Source organism: Streptomyces sp. T028 (assembly GCF_048159505.1).
GTDB lineage: Bacteria > Actinomycetota > Actinomycetes > Streptomycetales > Streptomycetaceae > Streptomyces.
Genome location: NZ_JBLRVZ010000066.1, coordinates 1 through 19,160, shown reverse-complemented (window position 1 = coordinate 19,160; position 19,160 = coordinate 1). Strand labels below are relative to the sequence as shown.

18 protein-coding genes are annotated in these 19,160 nt (G+C 71.1%); 12 read left to right on the top strand and 6 right to left on the bottom strand.

The genetic code is table 11. The features are described from left to right. Nucleotides 1–85 precede the first annotated feature (85 nt). From ACLZN2_RS45565 to ACLZN2_RS45545, 5 genes are all read left to right on the top strand, one after another. On the top strand, nucleotides 86–1,627 hold the full coding sequence (locus ACLZN2_RS45565; protein WP_416985869.1) for a potassium/proton antiporter: 1,542 nt from the start codon (nucleotides 86–88) through the stop codon (nucleotides 1,625–1,627). Nucleotides 1,628–1,940: 313 nt separating this feature from the next. Further along, a complete protein-coding gene (locus tag ACLZN2_RS45560; RefSeq protein ID WP_416985867.1) occupies nucleotides 1,941–3,197 on the top strand; it encodes an MFS transporter in 1,257 nt (418 codons plus the stop codon). 68 nt (nucleotides 3,198–3,265) lie between these two features. Then, entirely contained in the window at nucleotides 3,266–3,601 is a 336-nt protein-coding gene (locus ACLZN2_RS45555; protein WP_416985865.1) for an FmdB family zinc ribbon protein, read from the top strand. Nucleotides 3,602–3,699: 98 nt separating this feature from the next. Then, nucleotides 3,700–4,533, top strand: coding sequence for an S-methyl-5'-thioadenosine phosphorylase (locus tag ACLZN2_RS45550; protein WP_416985863.1), 834 nt, complete (start codon nucleotides 3,700–3,702; stop codon nucleotides 4,531–4,533). 135 nt (nucleotides 4,534–4,668) lie between these two features. Further along, nucleotides 4,669–5,388: a DinB family protein gene (locus tag ACLZN2_RS45545; RefSeq protein WP_416985861.1), complete on the top strand. Its 720-nt coding sequence runs from the start codon at nucleotides 4,669–4,671 to the stop codon at nucleotides 5,386–5,388. Between the two features lie 6 nt (nucleotides 5,389–5,394). Here the strand turns inward: ACLZN2_RS45545 and ACLZN2_RS45540 are convergent, their stop codons facing one another. After that, nucleotides 5,395–5,538: a DUF3418 domain-containing protein gene (locus tag ACLZN2_RS45540; protein ID WP_416985860.1), complete on the bottom strand. Its 144-nt coding sequence runs from the start codon at nucleotides 5,536–5,538 to the stop codon at nucleotides 5,395–5,397. 240 nt (nucleotides 5,539–5,778) lie between these two features. Between ACLZN2_RS45540 and ACLZN2_RS45535 the strand changes: the two genes are divergently transcribed. Then, nucleotides 5,779–6,585 carry a class I SAM-dependent methyltransferase gene (locus tag ACLZN2_RS45535; RefSeq protein WP_416985858.1) on the top strand — a complete coding sequence of 269 codons (807 nt, stop codon included), beginning with the start codon at nucleotides 5,779–5,781 and terminating at the stop codon, nucleotides 6,583–6,585. A 76-nt stretch (nucleotides 6,586–6,661) separates the two neighbouring features. On the opposite strand, the gene ACLZN2_RS45530 is transcribed toward ACLZN2_RS45535, so the two are convergent. Continuing rightward, nucleotides 6,662–7,795, bottom strand: a complete 1,134-nt coding sequence (locus tag ACLZN2_RS45530; RefSeq protein ID WP_416985856.1) for an IS630 family transposase — start codon at nucleotides 7,793–7,795, stop codon at nucleotides 6,662–6,664. 410 nt (nucleotides 7,796–8,205) lie between these two features. On the opposite strand from ACLZN2_RS45530, the gene ACLZN2_RS45525 reads away from it, so the two are divergent. Together ACLZN2_RS45525 and mscL are read left to right on the top strand one after the other, a co-directional pair. Beyond that, the gene (locus tag ACLZN2_RS45525; RefSeq protein WP_416985854.1) at nucleotides 8,206–8,868 is read left to right on the top strand and encodes an RcpC/CpaB family pilus assembly protein; all 663 of its coding nucleotides are present in this window, start codon (nucleotides 8,206–8,208) and stop codon (nucleotides 8,866–8,868) included. 90 nt (nucleotides 8,869–8,958) lie between these two features. Continuing rightward, nucleotides 8,959–9,456, top strand: coding sequence for a large conductance mechanosensitive channel protein MscL (gene mscL / locus ACLZN2_RS45520; RefSeq protein WP_416985852.1), 498 nt, complete (start codon nucleotides 8,959–8,961; stop codon nucleotides 9,454–9,456). A 34-nt stretch (nucleotides 9,457–9,490) separates the two neighbouring features. Here mscL and ACLZN2_RS45515 read toward each other — a convergent pair whose 3' ends face one another. After that, nucleotides 9,491–9,673, bottom strand: a complete 183-nt coding sequence (locus tag ACLZN2_RS45515; protein ID WP_416985851.1) for a hypothetical protein — start codon at nucleotides 9,671–9,673, stop codon at nucleotides 9,491–9,493. Nucleotides 9,674–9,879: 206 nt separating this feature from the next. Here ACLZN2_RS45515 and ACLZN2_RS45510 point away from each other — a divergent pair, with 206 nt between their 5' ends. The 3 genes from ACLZN2_RS45510 to ACLZN2_RS45500 all read left to right on the top strand — a co-directional run bounded on the left by ACLZN2_RS45510 (nucleotide 9,880) and on the right by ACLZN2_RS45500 (nucleotide 13,272). Beyond that, complete coding sequence (locus ACLZN2_RS45510) at nucleotides 9,880–10,905, top strand: P1 family peptidase (protein WP_416985849.1); 1,026 nt, start codon at nucleotides 9,880–9,882, stop codon at nucleotides 10,903–10,905. 191 nt (nucleotides 10,906–11,096) lie between these two features. Continuing rightward, nucleotides 11,097–12,323: a L,D-transpeptidase gene (locus ACLZN2_RS45505; protein ID WP_416985847.1), complete on the top strand. Its 1,227-nt coding sequence runs from the start codon at nucleotides 11,097–11,099 to the stop codon at nucleotides 12,321–12,323. 202 nt (nucleotides 12,324–12,525) lie between these two features. Continuing rightward, nucleotides 12,526–13,272: a DUF6227 family protein gene (locus ACLZN2_RS45500; RefSeq protein WP_416985845.1), complete on the top strand. Its 747-nt coding sequence runs from the start codon at nucleotides 12,526–12,528 to the stop codon at nucleotides 13,270–13,272. Nucleotides 13,273–13,384: 112 nt separating this feature from the next. Here ACLZN2_RS45500 and ACLZN2_RS45495 read toward each other — a convergent pair whose 3' ends face one another. The 3 genes from ACLZN2_RS45495 to ACLZN2_RS45485 form a co-directional block, all read right to left on the bottom strand. Beyond that, nucleotides 13,385–15,493 carry a PTS fructose transporter subunit IIABC gene (locus ACLZN2_RS45495; protein ID WP_416985843.1) on the bottom strand — a complete coding sequence of 703 codons (2,109 nt, stop codon included), beginning with the start codon at nucleotides 15,491–15,493 and terminating at the stop codon, nucleotides 13,385–13,387. A gap of 133 nt (nucleotides 15,494–15,626) precedes the next feature. Beyond that, entirely contained in the window at nucleotides 15,627–16,574 is a 948-nt protein-coding gene (pfkB, locus tag ACLZN2_RS45490; protein WP_416985892.1) for a 1-phosphofructokinase, read from the bottom strand. Nucleotides 16,575–16,648: 74 nt separating this feature from the next. Then, nucleotides 16,649–17,410 carry a DeoR/GlpR family DNA-binding transcription regulator gene (locus ACLZN2_RS45485; RefSeq protein ID WP_416985891.1) on the bottom strand — a complete coding sequence of 254 codons (762 nt, stop codon included), beginning with the start codon at nucleotides 17,408–17,410 and terminating at the stop codon, nucleotides 16,649–16,651. A gap of 194 nt (nucleotides 17,411–17,604) precedes the next feature. On the opposite strand from ACLZN2_RS45485, the gene ACLZN2_RS45480 reads away from it, so the two are divergent. Next, nucleotides 17,605–18,582 carry a helix-turn-helix transcriptional regulator gene (locus ACLZN2_RS45480; RefSeq protein WP_416985841.1) on the top strand — a complete coding sequence of 326 codons (978 nt, stop codon included), beginning with the start codon at nucleotides 17,605–17,607 and terminating at the stop codon, nucleotides 18,580–18,582. The last annotated feature ends 578 nt before the right edge of the window (nucleotides 18,583–19,160 follow it).

Genomic DNA, 19,160 nt, shown 5'->3' with positions numbered 1-19,160 from the left:
AATCGTCAAGAGTTAGGTAAGGTAATGAAGTAGTTGGGCTCGGGGCGGACAGCTTCGTGTCCCATGTACGTGGGCGCCTGTACGTGTGCGCCCGCGCGCGAGTCGTGCGCGCCAGGGAAGGGAACCGCCGCTGACCGTCCACCACCTCAACCAGCTCCTGCTCGTCTGCTCGCTCGTCCTGCTCGTCGCCGTCGCGGCCGTACGGATCTCCTCGCGCAGCGGGCTCCCCAGCCTGCTCGTGTACCTCGGCATCGGCGTCCTCATGGGCCAGGACGGCATCGGCGACATCCGCTTCGACAACGCCGAACTCACCCAGGTCATCGGCTACGCGGCCCTGGTCGTGATCCTCGCCGAGGGCGGCCTCGGCACGAAGTGGAAGGAGATCGAGCCGGTCCTTCCGGCCGCCTCCACGCTGGCGCTCGTCGGAGTCGCGGCGAGCGTGGGGGTCACGGCGGCCGGCGCGCACTTTCTCACCGGGCTGGAATGGCGGCAGTCCCTCATCATCGGCGCGGTGGTGTCCTCCACGGACGCGGCGGCGGTCTTCTCCGTGCTGCGCCGTATCCCGCTCCCCGCGCGCGTGGCGGGCACACTGGAGGCGGAGTCCGGCTTCAACGACGCACCCGTGGTCATTCTGGTGGTCGCCTTCTCCCAGACGGGCCCCGTCGAGCACTGGTACGTGCTGCTGGGCGAGATAGCCCTGGAGCTGGCCATCGGAGCGGCCGTCGGCCTCGCCGTGGGCTGGCTCGGCTCCTGGGGCCTCAGGCATGTCGCGCTGCCCGCCTCCGGCCTCTATCCGATCGCCGTGATGGCGATCGCGGTCACGGCGTACGCGGCCGGCGCCCTGGCGCACGGCAGTGGCTTCCTCGGCGTCTACCTCGCCTCGATGGTCATGGGCAACGCGAAGCTGCCGCACTGGCCCGCCACGCGCGGGTTCGCCGACGGGCTCGGCTGGATCGCCCAGATCGGCATGTTCGTCCTGCTCGGTCTGCTGGTCACCCCGCACGAGCTGGGCGACGACGTGTGGCCCGCGCTCGTCATCGGCCTGGTGCTGACCATGGTGGCGCGTCCGCTGAGCGTGGTCGTGTGCCTGACGCCGTTCCGGGTGCCCTGGCAGGAGCAGACCCTGATGTCCTGGGCGGGGCTGCGCGGCGCCGTCCCCATCATCCTGGCGACCATCCCCATGGTGAGCGGCATCGAGGCCAGCCGTCGCATCTTCAACATCGTCTTCGTCCTGGTCGTCGTCTACACCCTGGTGCAGGGCCCGACGCTGCCCTGGCTGGCCCGCAAGCTGCGGCTGGGCGAGGACTCCGAGGCCGCCGACCTCGGGGTCGAGTCGGCGCCCCTGGAGCGGCTGCGCGGGCATCTGCTCTCGGTCGCGATCCCCGAGGGCTCGAAGATGCACGGCGTCGAGGTCAACGAGCTGCGGCTGCCGGCCGGGGCCGCCGTCACCCTCGTCGTCCGGGACGGAAAATCGTTTGTTCCGCTGCCGACGACCGTGCTGCGGCACGGCGACGAACTCCTCGTCGTCGCCACCGACCCCGTCCGGGACGCCGCCGAGAAGCGGCTGCGCGCCGTGAGCCACGGGGGCAAGCTGGCGGGCTGGCTGGGCGCCGGCGGAGAACCCTGAGGAGCTGGAGAACCCTGAGGAGCTGAGGACACGTCCCGCGACGCGTCCAGGCAGGTTCCGCGACGCGTTGGACGCGTTAAGGGAAGGTTTCGGAGTGCTCACTCTCACAGGCCATGAGCACGCCATGCCCGGTACGATGAATGCGCACCTTGATCGAACCAACTCTGCCTGACGCAGAGCTGGCGCGACCGTATGGCGGCCGAGACCCTCCTCACGGGCCCGGTATCCACCGCAGTAGCGCAAGAGGACAGCTCTCGGCGCCCCTCGCCCGCACAGTGGGGTCGCGCTACCAGGCGGCAGAAAGGCACGGGCCGTGGCATCCACGGTCTCCATCGGATACGGCCACCTGCTGCGCACACCCGGCGCATGGACGTTCCTGCTCCCCGGCTTCGCGGCACGCCAGCCGTTCGCGATGCTCACCCTCTCCATCGTGCTGCTCGTGCAGCACACCACCGGCTCCTACGGCGCGGCAGGCGCCGCCGCCGCGGCCACCGGGGTCTCCATGGCCCTGTTCGCGCCCTACGGCGGGCGCCTCGCCGACCGCTACGGGCAGCGCGCCGTGCTCGTCCCCGGCGTCCTCGTGCACACGGTGTCGGCGCTGGCCCTGACGGCGCTCGCCCTGGCCGACGCGCCTTTGTGGGCGCTGTTCGCGGCGGCCGTGCCCACGGGCGCCTCCGTGCCGCAGATCGGGCCCATGGTGCGGGCCCGCTGGGGCGTGAAGCTGAAGGGCTCGCCGCTGATGACCACCGCGGCGGCCTTCGAGTCCGTCACGGACGAGCTGACCTTCGTCGTCGGCCCGCTCCTGGCCACGGCCCTGTGCACCGCCGTGCACCCGGCCGCCGGACTGGTCACCGAGGCCTCGCTGACCCTGCTCGGCGGTCTGCTGTTCGCCGCGCAGAAGAGCACCCGGCCGCAGACCGCCACCGCCGGGCACGCGCGCGTGGAGCACGCTTCGGCGCTGCGCATCCCCGGTGTGCGCGTGCTGGTCGTGATCTTCCTGGGCATCGGTTCGGTCTTCGGCGGCATGCAGGTCTCACTGGCCGCGTTCACCGAGTCGATCGGCGAGCCCGGCCTCAACGGCGTCCTGTACGGCACGTTCGCCGCCGGCAACATGATCTCCGGCCTGGTCTGTGGTGCCATCGCCTGGAAGACCGCCCCGCAGCACCGCCTGGTCGTCGGATACGCCGCGCTGGCGCTGACGGCCTCCGGTCTGTGGGCCGCGCACTCGGTGCTCGTGCTGGCGGGCCTGGGCCTGCTGGTCGGCATGTGCGTCGCGCCCGCGCTGATCACCGGCTACACGCTGGTCGAGGGCCTGGTCCCGGCCCGGGCGCGCACCGAGGCGTTCACCTGGCTGACGGGCGCGGTCGCGCTCGGGCAGGCGGCGGCCGTCACGGTCGCCGGCCAGTTGGAGGACCGTTTCTGGGGCGGCGCCGGGTTCCTGGTGCCCATGGGCGGCACCCTGCTCGCCCTCGGCACACTGCTGGCGCTGCGATCGCGCCTGGTGGCGCACCCCCGGAGCCGTACCGTCGCACGTGGCGTCGGTCACCGCGTGCCGTTGACAGTGGACTGATCCTCGGGAATGCGTCACTATGGACCGTCGTTAGCACTCATCGAGTGAGAGTGCCAGGAGGAAGACTAGTGCCGACCTACCAGTACCAGTGCACCGAGTGCGGCGAGGGCCTCGAGGCGGTGCAGAAGTTCACCGACGACGCCCTGACCGAGTGCCCCAACTGCGGTGGCCGCCTCAAGAAGGTGTTCTCCGCGGTCGGCATCGTCTTCAAGGGCTCCGGCTTCTACCGCAACGACAGCCGCGGCTCCTCGTCGAGCAGCTCGCCGGCGTCGTCGAAGCCGTCGACCACGTCGTCCGCCTCTTCGGACTCCTCGGCCTCTTCGTCTTCGTCCTCGTCGTCCTCGTCGTCCTCCTCGGACTCGAAGTCGAGCTCCGGCACCTCGGCGGGCACCTCCGCCGCGTAAGGCCTCCTCCCGGGACCCTGCCCTCGTACGACGGCGGGGTGCTCGGTGTTTCCACGGTCGGGAACTGGCCGTGTTCGATTCCGGCTACTGTGCTGGTCATGGCGAACGCAGAGATCGGCGTCATCGGCGGATCGGGCTTCTACTCGTTCCTCGACGACGTCACCGAGATCCAGGTGGACACCCCCTACGGATCGCCCAGCGACTCCCTCTTCCTCGGCGAGATCGCCGGCCGACGGGTCGCCTTCCTGCCCCGGCACGGACGCGGGCACCATCTGCCTCCCCACCGCATCAACTACCGGGCCAATCTCTGGGCGCTGCGCTCGGTGGGGGCGCGCCAGATCCTGGGTCCGTGTGCCGTGGGCGGGCTGCGCCCCGAGTACGGGCCAGGCACGTTGCTGGTGCCCGATCAGCTGGTCGACCGTACGAAGTCCCGGGTGGGGACCTACTTCGACGGGCTGCCGCTGCCCGACGGCACGGTGCCCAACGTGGTGCACGTGTCCCTGGCCGACCCCTACTGCCCCACCGGGCGCGCGGCCGCGCTGAAGGCGGCGCGCGGGCGGGAGTGGGAGCCGGTGGACGGTGGGACGCTGGTCGTGGTCGAGGGTCCCCGGTTCTCGACACGCGCCGAGTCGTTGTGGCACCGGGCGCAGGGCTGGTCGGTGGTGGGCATGACCGGTCACCCCGAGGCGGCGCTCGCCCGTGAACTGGAGCTGTGCTACACGTCGTTGACCCTGGTCACCGATCTGGACGCGGGTGCCGAGTCCGGTGAGGGCGTGTCGCACGAGGAGGTGTTCACCGTGTTCGCGGCGAACGTGGACCGGCTGCGGGGCGTCCTGTTCGACGCGGTGGCGGCGCTGCCGCCGACCGGGGAGCGGGACTGCGCGTGCGGGACGGCGCTGGGCGGGATGGATCCGGGGTTCGAGCTGCCTTGACTTGCGCCTCGGGCTGAAGCCCGAGGATTCCGGCCTTCCCTGACCGGTTGCTGTGCCGCTACGCGGCACGGTTTCCGGGAAACAGGACAGAACTGACCCTCAGGATTTCTGGCGCATCACACTAGTATGCGGAGCATGACGCGGTATGCCGACGAGGATCTGCACGGTGCGGAGTTCCGGGAGTGCGATCTGACCGGGGCACGCCTGATCGGCGTCGTCATGCAGGATGCCGTGATCGACGGGCTCATCACCAACCTCGTGGTGAACGGTGTCGAGGTCACCGAGTACGTCGAGGCAGAGCTCGACCGGCGTCATCCGGTGCGGGCGCTGATCCGCTCCGAGGACCCTGCCGATCTGCGCGAGGCATCGCGTCAGCTCCATGCCGGCTGGGCCGCCACGATCGAGCGAATCCGCCGTACGCCCGGCATCGAGCGCCGCAGCGTGAACGACGAGTGGTCGGCGGTGCAGACGATGCGCCACCTGGTCTTCGTCCACGACTCGTGGTTCCGCCGCTGCTGCCTGGGCTCGACGGAGCTGTTCACGCCGATGGGCATCGGGACGACCGTCGAGCCCTACCGTGGAGCGCACGGGCTTGACCTCTCGCTCGATCCGGCCCTCGATGAGATCGTGAGCGTGCGTGACGCACAGGCCGCCGAGCTCGAGGCCTGGCTCGACGAGGTCACCGCTGTGCAGCTCGCAGCGCGAGCGCCGGTGCCCGACGACGATGTCTGGCCGCCGTACGCCCGGGGCCGCTTGGTGCGGCAGTGCCTCGGCACGGTGCTCAACGAGACCTTCGAACACCACGGCTTCTGCGTCCGCGACCTCGACCTGATCGAGGCACAGGACGCTGAGTAGGGCCGGCTACGGACTCAGCACCTTGCGGATGCGGGCATCGCTGACCGTCTGCGCGGTGCCGAGCTGCTGGGCCCAGAGCTGGACGCGGTACTTCTCGAGCATCCGGCGGGCCTGACCTGGTGCCGTGTCAGAGAAAGTTTGCCCTGCCAAAATGTCAGGTGGGTCTAGGGCCCTTCTGATGGATCTCCGTGGGAGAAGGAGCGGCGTTCGGTGCGTGCTCTCGGCGTGCCGGGCGGAAGCCCTCGTAGCGGAGCTACTAGGGCTTTTGTCCGGTGCGGCGAGAGGGCGTGCCGGGCGTCGCGACGCCGCGGAGATCCATCAGAAGGGCCCTAGCTCCAGGGTGCATGGCTGCGCGGCAAGGAAGAGGTTTTCTGACGCGGCGCTACCGTCATGAGGGTGACAGGAATCAATGCCGACCGGCGGTGGTCCGAATCCATGCCGGCGGCCTATGAGCAGTACCTCGTGCCGGTGGTCTTCCGGCCCTTCGCCGAGGACCTGAGCGCCCGGGCGGCGGCACTCCACCCTCGGCGACTCCTCGAACTCGCTGCGGGAACTGGCGTGTTGACAGCGGACTTGCTCGCAGCGGCACCCTTGGCCGAGGTGACGGCCACCGACCTGAACGAGGCCATGGTCGCTTTCGGGTCGACCCGGGCCCCGGGCGCGGTGTGGCGGCAGGCCGACGCGCAGCGGCTGCCGTTCCCGGACGGAGGCTTCGACCTGGTGGTCTGCCAGTTCGGCGTGATGTTCTTTCCCGACCGCATCGAGGCCTTCACCGAGGTCCGCCGGGTGTTGGCCCCGGGCGGCCGGTTCCTGTTCAACACCTGGGGCCCGCTCGGGACGCACGCCTTCGAAGTCGCGCTGCAGACCGGGCTGGAGCGGGCCTTTCCGGTCGACCCGCCACGGTTCTTCCAGACGGTTCCGCACGGCTACGCCGACCCCGCCGTCGTGGCCGCTGATCTGGCGGCCGCCGGGTTCACCGTCGAGGACGAGCAGGAGCTGACGCTTCAGGGCCGGGCCGCGTCGACCGCCGACCTTGCCACCGGGTATCTCACCGGGACACCGGTGCGCGCGGCCGTTGAGGAGCGCGGCGACGGACCGGCCGTCCGTGCCACCGTCATTGAGGAGATGACGGCCCGGCTGGGCCCTGGACCGGTCAGCGCCCCGATGACGGCGTACGTCTTCCGCGCTGCGGCCTGAACGCAGGACGCGCCCACGCAGAGGACGGGCGTGAGTCGACCTCGACGGGGCGCGTCGCACGGACGCCTGGTGCTCATCAGGCAACGTTCGCCCTTGTGACGACCTTGCGCAGCCGTTCGTCGGCGGCGTGCTCGTTCCGCCAGATGATGTAGCGGCGGATCATGCTGCCCTGTTCCTTGTGGCTGGCGTGGTCGGTGCCGTCGAGGGCGAAGTGGCGCAATGCGGTGAATTGGGCCTCGATCCGGTAGAGCCAGGAGCTGTTGGTCGGGGTGTAGGCGATCTCGACGTTGTTCGCCGCGGCCCAGGTCCCGACCCGCTGACATCGCTTCGTCGTCAGGTGCGGTGAGTAGTTGTCGCAGACGATTGCGCTGCGCACGTCCGCCGGATGGAGTGAGCGCAGGTAGCGGCAGAACTCCAGGAACTTGGAGCGGTTCTTGGTCTTCTTGATGTGCCCGTAGAGCTGGTCCTTGGCGAGGTCGTAGGCGGCGAACAGGTGCCGGACGCCGTGCGGCCGGGTGTAGGTCGCCCGCGGTCGGTGCCGGGGCTCGCGATCGGGGTCCTTGTGCCTTCCGCCGCGTTCGGCCCACTGCCGGCCGGGCTGGGGCTGCAAGTTGAGCGGCCCGAACTCGTCCAGGCAGAAGATGACTTCGGGCTCGCCGTCCTCCGGTATGACCTCGCCGACGGCGATCGCGTAGAGGTGCTCGGCCCGGGCCTTCTCGGCGGCGTAGTCCGGATCACGGGAGGTCTTCCAGGTCTTCACACGTTGAAACGAGACGCCCTCCTCGCGGAGCAGGACCCGAAGGCCCTCATGGCTGATGTCGTCGACCACCCCCTCGGCGACCAGGAAGTCCGCCGGCTTGGCCAGACTCCAGGTCGAAAACGTCAGGCCGTGCTCGAACGGCCTGGACTTTGCGATCTTCTTGATCTCCCGGCGCTCCGGCAGCGTGAACGCCCTCGGCCGCCCACCCCTGTACCTCGGGTAGAGCGAATCGAAACCGTCCGCGTTGAAGTTGTGGATCACGTCCCGCACCCGGTCCGCGCTGGTGAAGGTCACCTCGGCGATCTTCGCCACGGGCATGCGCTGGGCGGACAGGAGCACCATCTGGGCCCGCCGCCAGGTCACCACCGAACCCGTGCCCCTGCGGATGATCCGCAGCAGCCGCTGCCCCTCATCGTCATCGATCTCCCGGACCTGTACGCGGCCGGCCACGTGATCATTCTGACCGCCCGGAGCCGCCAGCCGCAGCACCCGGGCTCCTCGTCACAAGAGGGCGAACGTTGTCTGATGCGGCACTGGCAGTCCTTCATCGCCATCGGCGGTCTTCTCGCTTCCTCCGGATCAAGCAGATCCAGTATCAGCGTGTCCACCACTCAGGGGGAGGCCCCACCTCGAATCCCTCATGCTCACAGCCTGAGAGCCCGAATCAGGCTTTCTCAGCAGAGTCCTGAAGGCCGATGCTCTGCGAATGAATTCCGGTAGCGGAACTTGTCGGCGGAACGCGTCGTTCGGGTGACGGAGTTTTCCACAACCCGTGGATGATCCACCGGTTCCGGCGGGTGGCGGCGCGAGGGGTCATCGTGGTCTGGCCAGCCGATCCCTCTCCGCAGGTGGTGATCCCCTTGTCCCCTTTCCCTCCCTCGCCTTCCGCCCCCTCGCACTCCTACTCGGCCCCCTCGCACTCCTTTCCCGCTCCCTCCCACCCGGTTCCTCCGTCGTGCGACGTGCCGCAGTTTGCTCCCGTGCGGGTCAAGGGCGGGTGGTGCCCGCTGCTCCGGCTCGTGCGGAACCGGCAGCGTGCCGTGGCGCTGGGCCTCGCCGTCACCGCCGTCGCGCTCGTGGCAGCGGGACCGGTTGGACCGGGGGACAGTGACCTGGCTCCGACGCGCGGACATCCGGACGGGGCCGCTCGCTCCCGCACTCACGCCCGCGCGCACTCTGCGGCGGGCGAGCCGGTCCGCAGGCGCCCCGCGAGCGGGCCGGCGAAGGTGACGGCGCCGGTGCGGATCGCCGACGCGGCGACCGTCCGGCTGCTGCGGCCCGGTGACCGGGTCGATGTCATCGCCGTCCCCGCCCCCGGGCCCACGGCGGCGGGCGGGGAGGCCCGGGTTGTCGCGCGCGGGGTGCGCGTGACGAAGGTCCCGGAGCCCCGGGACTCGTCCATGGACGCCGGTGACGGTGGCAGTGACGGGGGCGCGCTGGTCGTGCTGTCGGTGTCCCGGTCCACCGCCACGCGCATGGCGGGCGCGAGCGCGTCTGCCCTGTTGGCGGTGACGGTCTGGTGAAGAAGAGGTCAAGTCCTTCTCTGGAGCTACCTGATTGGGCGCATGCGGCTCAGGGTGACGTAGGTTGCGGAGCTGTTCGTTCCACAATCTATGAGGAGAGTTCCCGCGGTGAGCGAGAAGAACAAGCAACCGAGCATCTGGCACGGCTTCAAGGCCTTCCTGATGCGTGGGAACGTCGTCGATCTGGCCGTCGCGGTGGTGATCGGCGCGGCCTTCACGAACATCGTGAACTCGGTGGTGAAGGGCGTCATCAACCCGGTGGTCGGCGCGATCGGGACCAAGAACCTGGACAGCTACAGCTCCTGCCTGGAGGCGCCGTGCAAGGTCGCGGCGGACGGGACGGTCACGAGCGGTGTGCCGATCCTGTGGGGCACCGTCCTCGGCTCGGCGCTGAACTTCGTGATCACCGCGGCGGTGGTCTACTTCCTGATGGTTCTGCCGATGGCGAAGTACCTGGCCCGGGTGGAGGCCCGCAGGAAGGCGAAGGAGGGCACGCACGAGGTTGTCGAGGTGACCGAGCTGGAGGTGCTGAAGGAGATCCGCGACGCGATGGTCGCGCAGCGGGGCCCCGGATCCGCCGGGCGATAGTCGCCGCCCTCCGGAGACTGCGCGGAGGAACTGTTCAGAGGTGGTGCGGCGGCTTCTCGTCCAGGAAGCGCCTGAGGTCGGCCGCACTGTCACCGGACGAGACCGGCCGCTCGCCCCAGCCGCCGTCCGTGTCGTCCGAGGACTGCTGGTTCAGCGGGTCGTCAAAGACCAGCGCGGCCTTCGGGTCGCGCGGCTCGGGGGCGGCGGGAGTACTCATGCCTCCAGGGTACGGCTCCGCGGACCAGGACTATCCGACGCTCATCTGCCTGGGCGGTCCTCGCGACCGGCCTGGTGTCGGCGCCGGCGGTGGCGAAGGGCACGACGCCGGCGGCGCGCAGGGGCGCGCGAGAGCGAGGCGCGCGCTGCGGACCCGGCCGGGTGGCATGGCCCTGCCGGGGCGTGGGCTGGGTGAGACTGGCCGGCATGACAGTTGACGCTCTGACGGATGTCGCGGGCGTTCGGGTGGGGCATGCCACCCGGGCCGGCGACGGTTGGCTCACGGGCACCACGGTCGTGCTGGCGCCGGAGGGCGGTGCCGTGGCGGCCGTGGATGTGCGCGGCGGCGGTCCCGGCACCAAGGAGACCGACGCCCTGGATCCGCGCAACGTGGTGCAGCGGGTGGACGCGGTCGTGCTCACCGGTGGGAGTGCCTACGGGCTCGACGCGGCGTCCGGAGTGATGGCCTGGCTGGAGGAGCAGGGGCGCGGGGTGCCTGTGGGGGCGGACCCCGCGCATGTGGTGCCGGTGGTGCCTGCCGCCTGTGTCTTCGATCTGGGGCGGGGCGGTGACTTCCGGGCCCGGCCGGGTGCGGAGCTCGGGCGGGCCGCGGTCGAGGCGGCCGCGGCGAGCGCGCCGGGGGCGCGGGTGCCGGAGGGGGGTGTGGGGGCCGGGACGGGCGCGGCGGTCGGGCCGATGAAGGGCGGGGTCGGCAGTGCGAGTGTGGTCCTCGGCTCGGGGATCACGGTGGCGGCGCTGGTGGTGGCCAACGCGGTGGGGTCGGCGACGGATCCGGGGACGGGGGTGCTGTACGGGGAGTTGTTCCAGGGGCGGGTGGAGTATCCGGATGCGCGAGTGCATGAGGTGGCGCTTCGGCGTCTTGCCGAAAGTGCCGCGCGGAACGCCCCTCCCCCGCTGAACACGACGCTCGCGGTGGTCGCCACGGACGCGGATCTGACGAAGGCGCAGGCGCAGAAGCTGGCCGGCACGGCGCACGACGGGATCGCGCGGGCGGTACGTCCGGTGCATCTGCTGCACGACGGCGACACCGTGTTCACCCTGGCCACCGGCGCCCGGCCGCTCGCCCCCGCGCATCCCCTGGCCTTGAACGACATCCTCGCGGCGGGTGCGGACGTGGTGACGCGGGCGATCGTGCGGGCCGTGCGGGCGGCCGAGTCGGTGGAGGGAGCGGGCGGGGCGTGGCCGTCGTACACGGAGTTGTACGGGGGCTGAGCGGCGCGAGGGGCGGGAGGGGCGGGGCGGGGGGGGCGGGGCGTGGGGGAGCCCCCGCAGGTGGCGATTGTCTTGGTTCTGTCACGTCATGGCGTTCATCGGACCGAGGAGGGAACCCCGCCGGGGGCCGGGGACCTCCTTTCTCACGTACTGGAGCGGATCGCGCACATCACATGAAGCTGGAGCAGCCCGTGACAACGCCGGACATAGCAGCGCGGCGCGTACTGGGAGCCTGTGCCGTCCTGGTGGTCGGCGCCCTGACCCTGACCGCCTGTGGGGGAAGCGCCGACGCCAAGAGCGGTGACGACGGCAAGGGCGGCAAGGCGGCCTCGCCGAAGACGTCCACCGCGAAGATCGTCATCTCGGCCAAGGACGGCTCGACGGGAGCGTCCATCAACACGACCGGGGTGAAGGTCAGCGAGGGGCAGCTGACCGAGGTGAAGATGACGGTGGCCGGGACGGGGCAGACCGTGGCGGGCTCACTGTCGGCCGACGGCCGCAGCTGGAAGCCGAAGGAGCAGCTGGAGCGCGGGACGAAGTACGAGATATCGGCGACCGCGAAGGACGCGAACGGCAAGGTCGCCGCCGCCAACTCCATCTTCACCACGGTGACTTCGGCCAACAGCTTCATCGGGACGTACACGCCGGACAACGGGACGACGGTCGGTGTGGGGATGCCGGTGTCGTTCATGTTCGACAAGGTGATCAGTGACAAGAAGGCCGTGCAGTCGCACATCACGGTGACGTCCAGCAGTGGGCAGCAGGTGGTGGGGCACTGGTTCGGGGCGCAGCGGCTCGACTTCCGGCCGGAGGACTACTGGAAGGCCGGCTCCAAGGTGACGATGAAGATCGACCTGGACGGGGTCGAGGGCGCGAACGGCGTCTACGGGGTGCAGAAGAAGACGGTCAGTTTCGAGATCGGGCGTTCGCAGGTGTCCACGGTGGACGTGAACACGGAGATGATGACGGTCGTGCGGGACGGGCAGGTCCTGCGGAAGGTGCCGATCTCCTCGGGCAGCCCGCAGCACACCACGTACAACGGCCGGATGGTGATCTCGGAGAAGTTCACGCAGACGCGGATGAACAGCCAGACGGTCGGTCTGGGCGGGGAGTACGACATCCCGGATGTGCCGCACGCGATGCGGTTGACGACGTCGGGGACGTTCATCCACGGCAACTACTGGTACGACAAGGGGAATCCGCCGTTCGGCCGGGTGGGTACGAGCCACGGGTGTGTGGGGCTCGCGGACGTGCAGGGTGCGCAGGGCGACACGCAGGCGAAGTGGTTCTACGACAACTCGCTGATCGGGGACGTCGTGATCGTGGAGAACTCGCCCGACAAGACGGTGGCGCCGGACAACGGGCTCAACGGGTGGAACATGTCCTGGGCCGAGTGGACCGCGGGGAGCGCGGTCTGACCGGGGCGACGCGGACGCCGGTGTTCCGGGGCAAGAGGCTTTCCACCGGCGGTTTCTGACGGATCGTGGGGTCGCGCGGGAACTTTTCGCGCGGCCCTCGCGTTTTCCCCGGCATAGGTTTCTCGGTTCCCGGACATGATGTCGGACCGAGGGGCTACGGTATGCACCCACAAGGTGACATGCAGCAACGCCGGGAGAAACCTTGAGCGTTCCGTACGAGACCGCAGCGTACGAACCAGCCGAGTCGCCCGAGTCTCCGGAGGAGCATCTCGCGCGACTTCTGGGTCGTGCCCTGAACTCGTTCGAGCTGCCGGACGACGTCCTTCGGCGGCTCGACTGCACGCTGGCGTACGACAGCTCGCTGCATTCCGCGCATCACAGCGCGGGCCTGCACCGTGAGACCTATCGGCACACCTGGCTGCTGGCCGACGGGTGCGCGCTGACGCTGTGGGAGCTGGTGCACAACACCGCTGCGGGCAGCGAGCCGCAGCACGAGGTGTACGTCGACGAGGAGGAGCTGCGCACGGCGACCGCGCGGCTGCCGTTGCCGCCGGACGAGCCGGACTTCGAGCTGCCCGTGCTGGCACCGCTGGAACCGGTCTCGGTGCCCCGGCATGTGTACGTTCCGGACGACTCGGCGGACCACGCGCGTCGGCTGCTGCGCCGCGCGGAGAACACCGACCGGCCCGGCGTGGACACCGCCGAGCTGCTCAGGTCGGCGTTCGCGCACCAGATCACGCAGGCCTTCGGGCGTCCCTGCCGGGCGGGCCGCGTCGGTCTGGGCTTCTCGCTGTACGAGCACGCGTTCCTGTTGCGCGACGGCCGGGAGTTCTCCCTGTGGGAGGTCGAGCACACGGCGACGCCCGACGGGCGGCACATGTGCGAGGTGTATCCGTCGGAGGCCGATGCCCGGGAGGCGATGGAGCGGCGGGCGGCGCAGGCCTCCTGACCTGGGTGACAGGGCCTGCGGAGGGCTTTCGGGAAAGGCCGGGCGGCCGGTCGCCGCCCCGTCCCGTGGGGCTGCGACCGGCCGCGCGTGTCGGTGCCGGAAGGCGTGCGGTTCAGGCCGCGACCGGCTGCTTCGTCCCCGCTGCCGCGGCGCTCGTGTCGCCCTGGGTCGCCGTGGCGGTCGTGCTGCCGGGGGCCGGCTTGCGCAGGCCCTTGAGGACGACGACCAGGGCCGTGGTGACACCGACGCCCGCCGCGATGGCGACCAGGTAGAGGAACGGGTTGCCGATCAGCGGGACCACGAAGATGCCGCCGTGCGGGGCGCGCAGGGTGGCGCCGAAGGCCATCGACAGGGCGCCGGTGACTGCGCCGCCCACCATCGAGGAGGGGATCACGCGCAGCGGGTCGGCCGCGGCGAACGGGATCGCGCCTTCGGAGATGAAGGAGGCGCCGAGCACCCAGGCGGCCTTGCCGTTCTCGCGCTCGGTCTGGGTGAAGAGCTTGCCGCGGACCGTCGTGGCCAGGGCCATCGCGAGCGGCGGGACCATGCCGGCCGCCATCACCGCGGCCATGATCTTCATGGCGGAGTCGCTGGGGCTGGCGACCGCGATGCCGGCGGTGGCGAAGGTGTACGCGACCTTGTTGACGGGGCCGCCGAGGTCGAAGCACATCATCAGGCCGAGCAGGGCGCCGAGGAGGACGGCGTTGGTGCCGGTGAGGCCGTTCAGTCCGTCGGTGAGGGCCTTCTGGGCGGAGGCGATGGGCTTGCCGATGACGACGAACATCAGGAATCCGACGATCGCCGAGGAGATCAGCGGGATCACCACCACCGGCATGATGCCGCGCACGGCCGGCGGGATCCTCACCTTCTGGATCGACAGCACCACACCACCGGCGATCAGACCGGCCGCGAGGCCGCCGAGGAAGCCCGCGTTGATGGTGACGGAGATGGCGCCGCCGACGAAGCCGGGCACGAGCCCTGGGCGGTCGGCCATGCCGTAGGCGATGTAACCCGCGAGGACGGGGACCAGGAAGCCGAAGGAGACGACGCCGATCTGGAAGAGCAGCGCGGCCCAGCTGTCGGCCTGGGTCCACACGAAGTGGTCCATCACCGACGGCGCCTTGTTGATCTTGTAGCCGCCGATCGCGAAGCCGAGGGCGATGAGGAGGCCGCCGGCCGCGACGAACGGGACCATGTACGAGACGCCGGACATCAGCCACTTGCGGAGCTTGGTGCCGTAGCCCTCGGAGGAGTCGCCCGCGCGCTCCACCGGCGTACCGGGCGCGGAGCCGGCGGTCACCTCGCCGCGTTCCGCCTTGCCGCGCACTTCGGCGATCAGCTCGGCGGGGCGGTTGATGCCCGCCTTCACGCCGACGTCGACGGTGGGCTTTCCGGCGAAACGGTCCTTCTCGCGTACGGGGACGTCGTGGGCGAAGATCACGCCGTCGGCGGCGGCGATGACGGCCGGGTCGAGCCGGGTGAAACCGGCTGAGCCCTGGGGCTCGACGGTCACCTCGACGCCCGCCTCGCGGCCCGCGTTCTCCAGGGACTCGGCGGCCATGTAGGTGTGGGCGATGCCGGTGGGGCAGGAGGTGACGGCGACGATCCGGAAGGGCCGCGCCGCGGGCTCGGGGGTGGTGGCCGTGTCGGTGTCGGCGGAGGCCGCCGCCGACACCGGCACGGAGTCTTCGGACGCGCCCGAGGAGGAGCCCTCGGAGGAGCCCTCGGAGGAGCCGGCGGAAGCGCCCGCGGAAGCGCCCGCGGTCTCGGTGGCCGGGGCCTCGTCACCGCGGATCAGGGCCGCCGCGGCCGCCGCGTCGCCGACCGCCCGCAGCGCGTCGGTGAACTCGGTGTTCATCAGCTGGCGGGCGAGGGACGACAGGATCGTGAGGTGGGCGTCGTCGGCGCCGGCCGGGGCGGCGATCAGGAAGATCAGGTCGGCGGGGCCGTCGGCCGCGCCGAAGTCGATGCCGTCGGCACTGCGGCCGAAGGCGAGGGTCGGCTCGGTGACGTGCTCGCTGCGGCAGTGCGGGATGCCGATACCGCCGTCGAGGCCGGTGGGCATCTGGGCCTCGCGGGCGGCCACGTCGGCCAGGAAGCCGTCGAGGTCGGTCACCCGGCCCTGGGCCACCATGCGTGCGGCGAGGGACCGCGCCGCGGCTTCCTTGGTGTCGGCGGCCAGGTCGAGGTCGACCAGGTCCGCAGTGATCATGTCACTCATCGCGGGCTCCTTCGCACGCGTATCGCCCGGGACGTGGGGTGGGCGGGGCTGAGGGTGGGAACGGGGGTGGGGGTGAGGTGGAGAGAGGGGGTGGGGTGGGGAGAGGGGAGGGCGGCGAGTAACAGGAGGGTCGTCATGACACCGGCTCCTTCAGTTCGCGGTCCACGGGCACCTCGGCCGTGACCGTCACCGCCGCTGGATCCAGGTCGCCCGGGGTCGGCATGACGCTGCCGGGCAGCTGGACGGCCGCCGCGCCGTGGGCGACGGCGGAGGCGAGCGCCGCCGGGCCGCGGCCGCCGGCGATGAGGAAGCCGGCGAGGGAGGAGTCGCCGGCGCCGACATTGCTGCGTACGACGTCGACGCGGGCGCTCGCGAACCAGGTGCCGGCGTCCTCCACGAGGAGCTGTCCGTCGGCGCCGAGGCTGGCGAGGACGGCACGGGCGCCCATCGCGCGCAGTTCCTCGGCCGCCTTCACGGCGTCGCCGATCGTGGCCAGGGGGCGGCCGACGGCTCCGGCGAGTTCCTCGGCGTTGGGCTTCACCACGTCGGGCCGCTCGCGGAGCGCTTCGAGCAGGGCGCGCCCGGAGGTGTCGAGGGCGATCCGCGCGCCCCCGGAGTGCGCCCGGGCGACGACCTCGGCGTACCAGGAGGGGGCGAGGCCGCGGGGCAGGCTGCCGCAGCAGGCGATCCAGTCGGCGTCGCGCGACTGCTCGCGCACGGTCTCCAGGAGGAGTTCCTGCTCGTCCGGGGAGAGCTCGGGACCGGGAGCGTTGATCTTGGTCAGTACGCCGTCGGACTCGGCGAGCGCGATGTTGGAGCGGGTGGCTCCGGCCACCGGGACAGGGGCGACCTCGATGCCCTGCGCGTCGAGGAGATCGGCGACGAGCGCGCCGGGCGCACCACCGAGGGGCAGGACGGCGACCGTGCGCCGTCCGGCGGCGGCGACGGCGCGCGAGACGTTGACGCCCTTGCCGCCGGGGTCCATGCGCTCGCCGGTGGCGCGGATGACCTCGCCCCGGTCGAGGGAGGGCACCTCGTAGGTGCGGTCGAGGGAGGGGTTGGGGGTGACCGTGAGGATCACGCCCCCGGGGCTCGTCCGGGTGCTCACGCCCCCGGGGTTCGTCCGGGTGCCGCTCATGCTCGTACCACTGCCGCTCATGCTCGTACTACTTCCGTGCCGCCGCGCTCGATGGCGGCCGCGTCGTCGTCGCTCAGCCCGCTGTCGGTGATCAGCAGGTCCACGTCGCTCAGGTCGCCGAAGCGGGCGAAGTGCTCCTGGCCGTGCTTGGAGGAGTCGGCGAGCAGGACGACCCGGCGCGCCGCGGCGACGGCCGCCCGCTTGACCGCGGCCTCGGCGAGGTCGGGGGTGGTCAGGCCGTGCTCGGCGGAGAAACCGTTGGCCGCCACAAAAAGTACATCAGCCCGGATTTCGCCGTAGGCACGGAGCGCCCAGGCGTCCACGGCGGCGCGCGTACGGTGCCGTACGCGCCCCCCGACGAGGTGGAGCTGCATGCCCGGGTGGTCCGCGAGGCGGGCCGCGATGGGCAGGCTGTGGGTGACGACGGTGAGCTCGGCCTCCAGCGGGAGCGCGGCCGCGAGGCGGGCGACCGTGGTGCCGGCGTCGAGGATCACCGTGCCCTCGGCGGGCAGTTCCGTCAGGGCCGCCTTGGCGATGCGGTCCTTCTCGTCGGTGGAGGTGCCCTCGCGTTCGGCGAGGTCCGGTTCGAAGTCGAGGCGTCCGGCCGGGATGGCACCGCCGTGGACCCGGCGGACCAGGCCGGCGCGGTCGAGGGCCTTCAGGTCGCGGCGGATCGTCTCCGCCGTGACCTGGAACTCCTCGGCCAGCGACAGGACGTCCACCCGGCCGCCCTCACGGGCGAGCCGCAGGATCTCCTGCTGCCGCTCCGGTGCGTACATGTCCGCTCGCTTCCGACTCATGCCCGAACTTGTGGTTTCAAGCCGAGGCTACGCCCGCATTTCCGGAAAGTAAACAGGTTCGGGCTTGATTCGGGCATGAACGGACTTGGATGCTCATGGATCACGCCAAGGATCAGACCAAGGATCACGGACTAGGCCAGATTCCGTCCTACTTCTGCGGCATGCTCGGACGCATGACCACGGACACTCCGGCACGGCTGCTGCAGTTGCTCTCCCTTCTCCAGACGCCCCGTGAATGGCCCGGCGGCGAGCTGTCCGAGCGGCTCGGGGTGTCCCGGCGTACGGTGCGGCGGGACATCGACCGGCTGCGGGAGCTGGGGTATCCGGTGCTGGCGAGCAAGGGCGCGGACGGCGGGTACCGGCTGGTCGCGGGCAAGGCGATGCCGCCGCTGGTCCTGGACGACGAGGAGGCCGTGGCGATCGCGGTGGGGCTGCGGGCGGGGGCCGGGCACGCGGTGGCGGGCGTCGACGAGGCGTCCGTGCGCGCGCTGGCCAAGCTGGAGCAGGTGCTGCCCGCCCGGCTGCGCCGTCGCGTCACCACGCTCCAGGCCGCGACCACACCGCTGACCAGCGGGGACGGGGCGAGTATCGCGCCGGAGACGCTGACCGTGATGGCGTCCACGGTCGCCGGGCACGAGAGGCTGCGGTTCGCCTACCGGGCGAAGGACGGCACCGGGTCGCGGCGGCTCACCGAGCCGTACCGGCTGGTGTCGACGGGGCGGCGCTGGTATCTCGTGGCGTACGACGTCGACCGGGCGGACTGGCGGACGTTCCGGGTGGACCGGGTGAGCGAGCCGTTCGCGACCGGGGCGCGGTTCACGCCCCGGGAGCTGCCGACGGGGAGCGCGGCGGAATATCTGCGGCGGTCGCTGCAGGGGCAGGCGCACGAATACGAGTACGACGTCACCTTCGAGGAGCCGCCGGAGACCGTGGCGGCGCGGGTGCCCGCGTGGCTGGGCCGGCCGGTGGAGGATGGCGCGGGTGGGAGCCGGCTGCGGGGGACGACCGGTGATCCGGTGGAGTGGCTGGCGGTGCGGCTGGCGATGCTGGGGTGTGAGTTCTCCGTACGGGAGCCGCGCGAACTGGTGGAGTGCGTACGGGAGTTGGGGGCGCGGTTGGGGCGGGCGGGAGGGGCGGAAGGCGCGCGTTGAGTCACGTACGCCTTGCCTCCCGGGCGAACCCCCACTGCGCCTTTCGGATGGGCTGTGCCCATGTGACACAATCTGCCACCGGGCGGGCCACCCCGTGGTTCAGGTACGGGGTGACCCCCCACCTCACCACCGTGCCGGAGAAGCCGACCCGCCGTACCCCCTTGACGACGCACGAGGGCGAGCCGGGCCCCGACGCCCGGGGGAAGGCGCCGAAGCCCGGCTCGGGGAAAGTCCCGGCGCCGGGGGGATGGTGCGTCGGGACGTGGTCCTGGGGTGGTGCGTCGGGGTGTGATCCCGGGATGGCGGGACCGCGGGCGTAGGTCTCGAACTGCCGTGCCCTGAGGTCTTGTTCCCCCGGTCCCCCGCGTTGAAGCGACGTTGTATCGCCATGTTTGCGCGGGGTTGCGCCACCCGGCGCACGCGGGCGGAACCGGCGTGCCCCGGGTGGTGGGGCGTCAGGTGGGGCGTCGGCGGGCCGTGGCGTCTAGGGCGTGTTTCGAAAGTCCCTCCCCCAGAGGGGGTGCCCCCAGCCCGGCGACGCCTGGCACGCACGCTCGCCGCGTTGTCGGGATCACCCC

Coding starts and splice junctions, on each gene's coding strand:
- ACLZN2_RS45545 (WP_416985861.1), top strand. CDS start 4,669: ATGACGCGGTATGCCGACGAGGATCTGCACGGTGCGGAGTTCCGGGAG.
- mscL (WP_416985852.1), top strand. CDS start 8,959: ATGAGGAGAGTTCCCGCGGTGAGCGAGAAGAACAAGCAACCGAGCATC.
- ACLZN2_RS45480 (WP_416985841.1), top strand. CDS start 17,605: ATGACCACGGACACTCCGGCACGGCTGCTGCAGTTGCTCTCCCTTCTC.
- ACLZN2_RS45535 (WP_416985858.1), top strand. CDS start 5,779: ATGAGGGTGACAGGAATCAATGCCGACCGGCGGTGGTCCGAATCCATG.
- ACLZN2_RS45510 (WP_416985849.1), top strand. CDS start 9,880: ATGACAGTTGACGCTCTGACGGATGTCGCGGGCGTTCGGGTGGGGCAT.
- ACLZN2_RS45495 (WP_416985843.1), bottom strand. CDS start 15,493: ATGAGTGACATGATCACTGCGGACCTGGTCGACCTCGACCTGGCCGCC.
- ACLZN2_RS45515 (WP_416985851.1), bottom strand. CDS start 9,673: ATGAGTACTCCCGCCGCCCCCGAGCCGCGCGACCCGAAGGCCGCGCTG.
- ACLZN2_RS45485 (WP_416985891.1), bottom strand. CDS start 17,410: ATGTACGCACCGGAGCGGCAGCAGGAGATCCTGCGGCTCGCCCGTGAG.
- ACLZN2_RS45550 (WP_416985863.1), top strand. CDS start 3,700: ATGGCGAACGCAGAGATCGGCGTCATCGGCGGATCGGGCTTCTACTCG.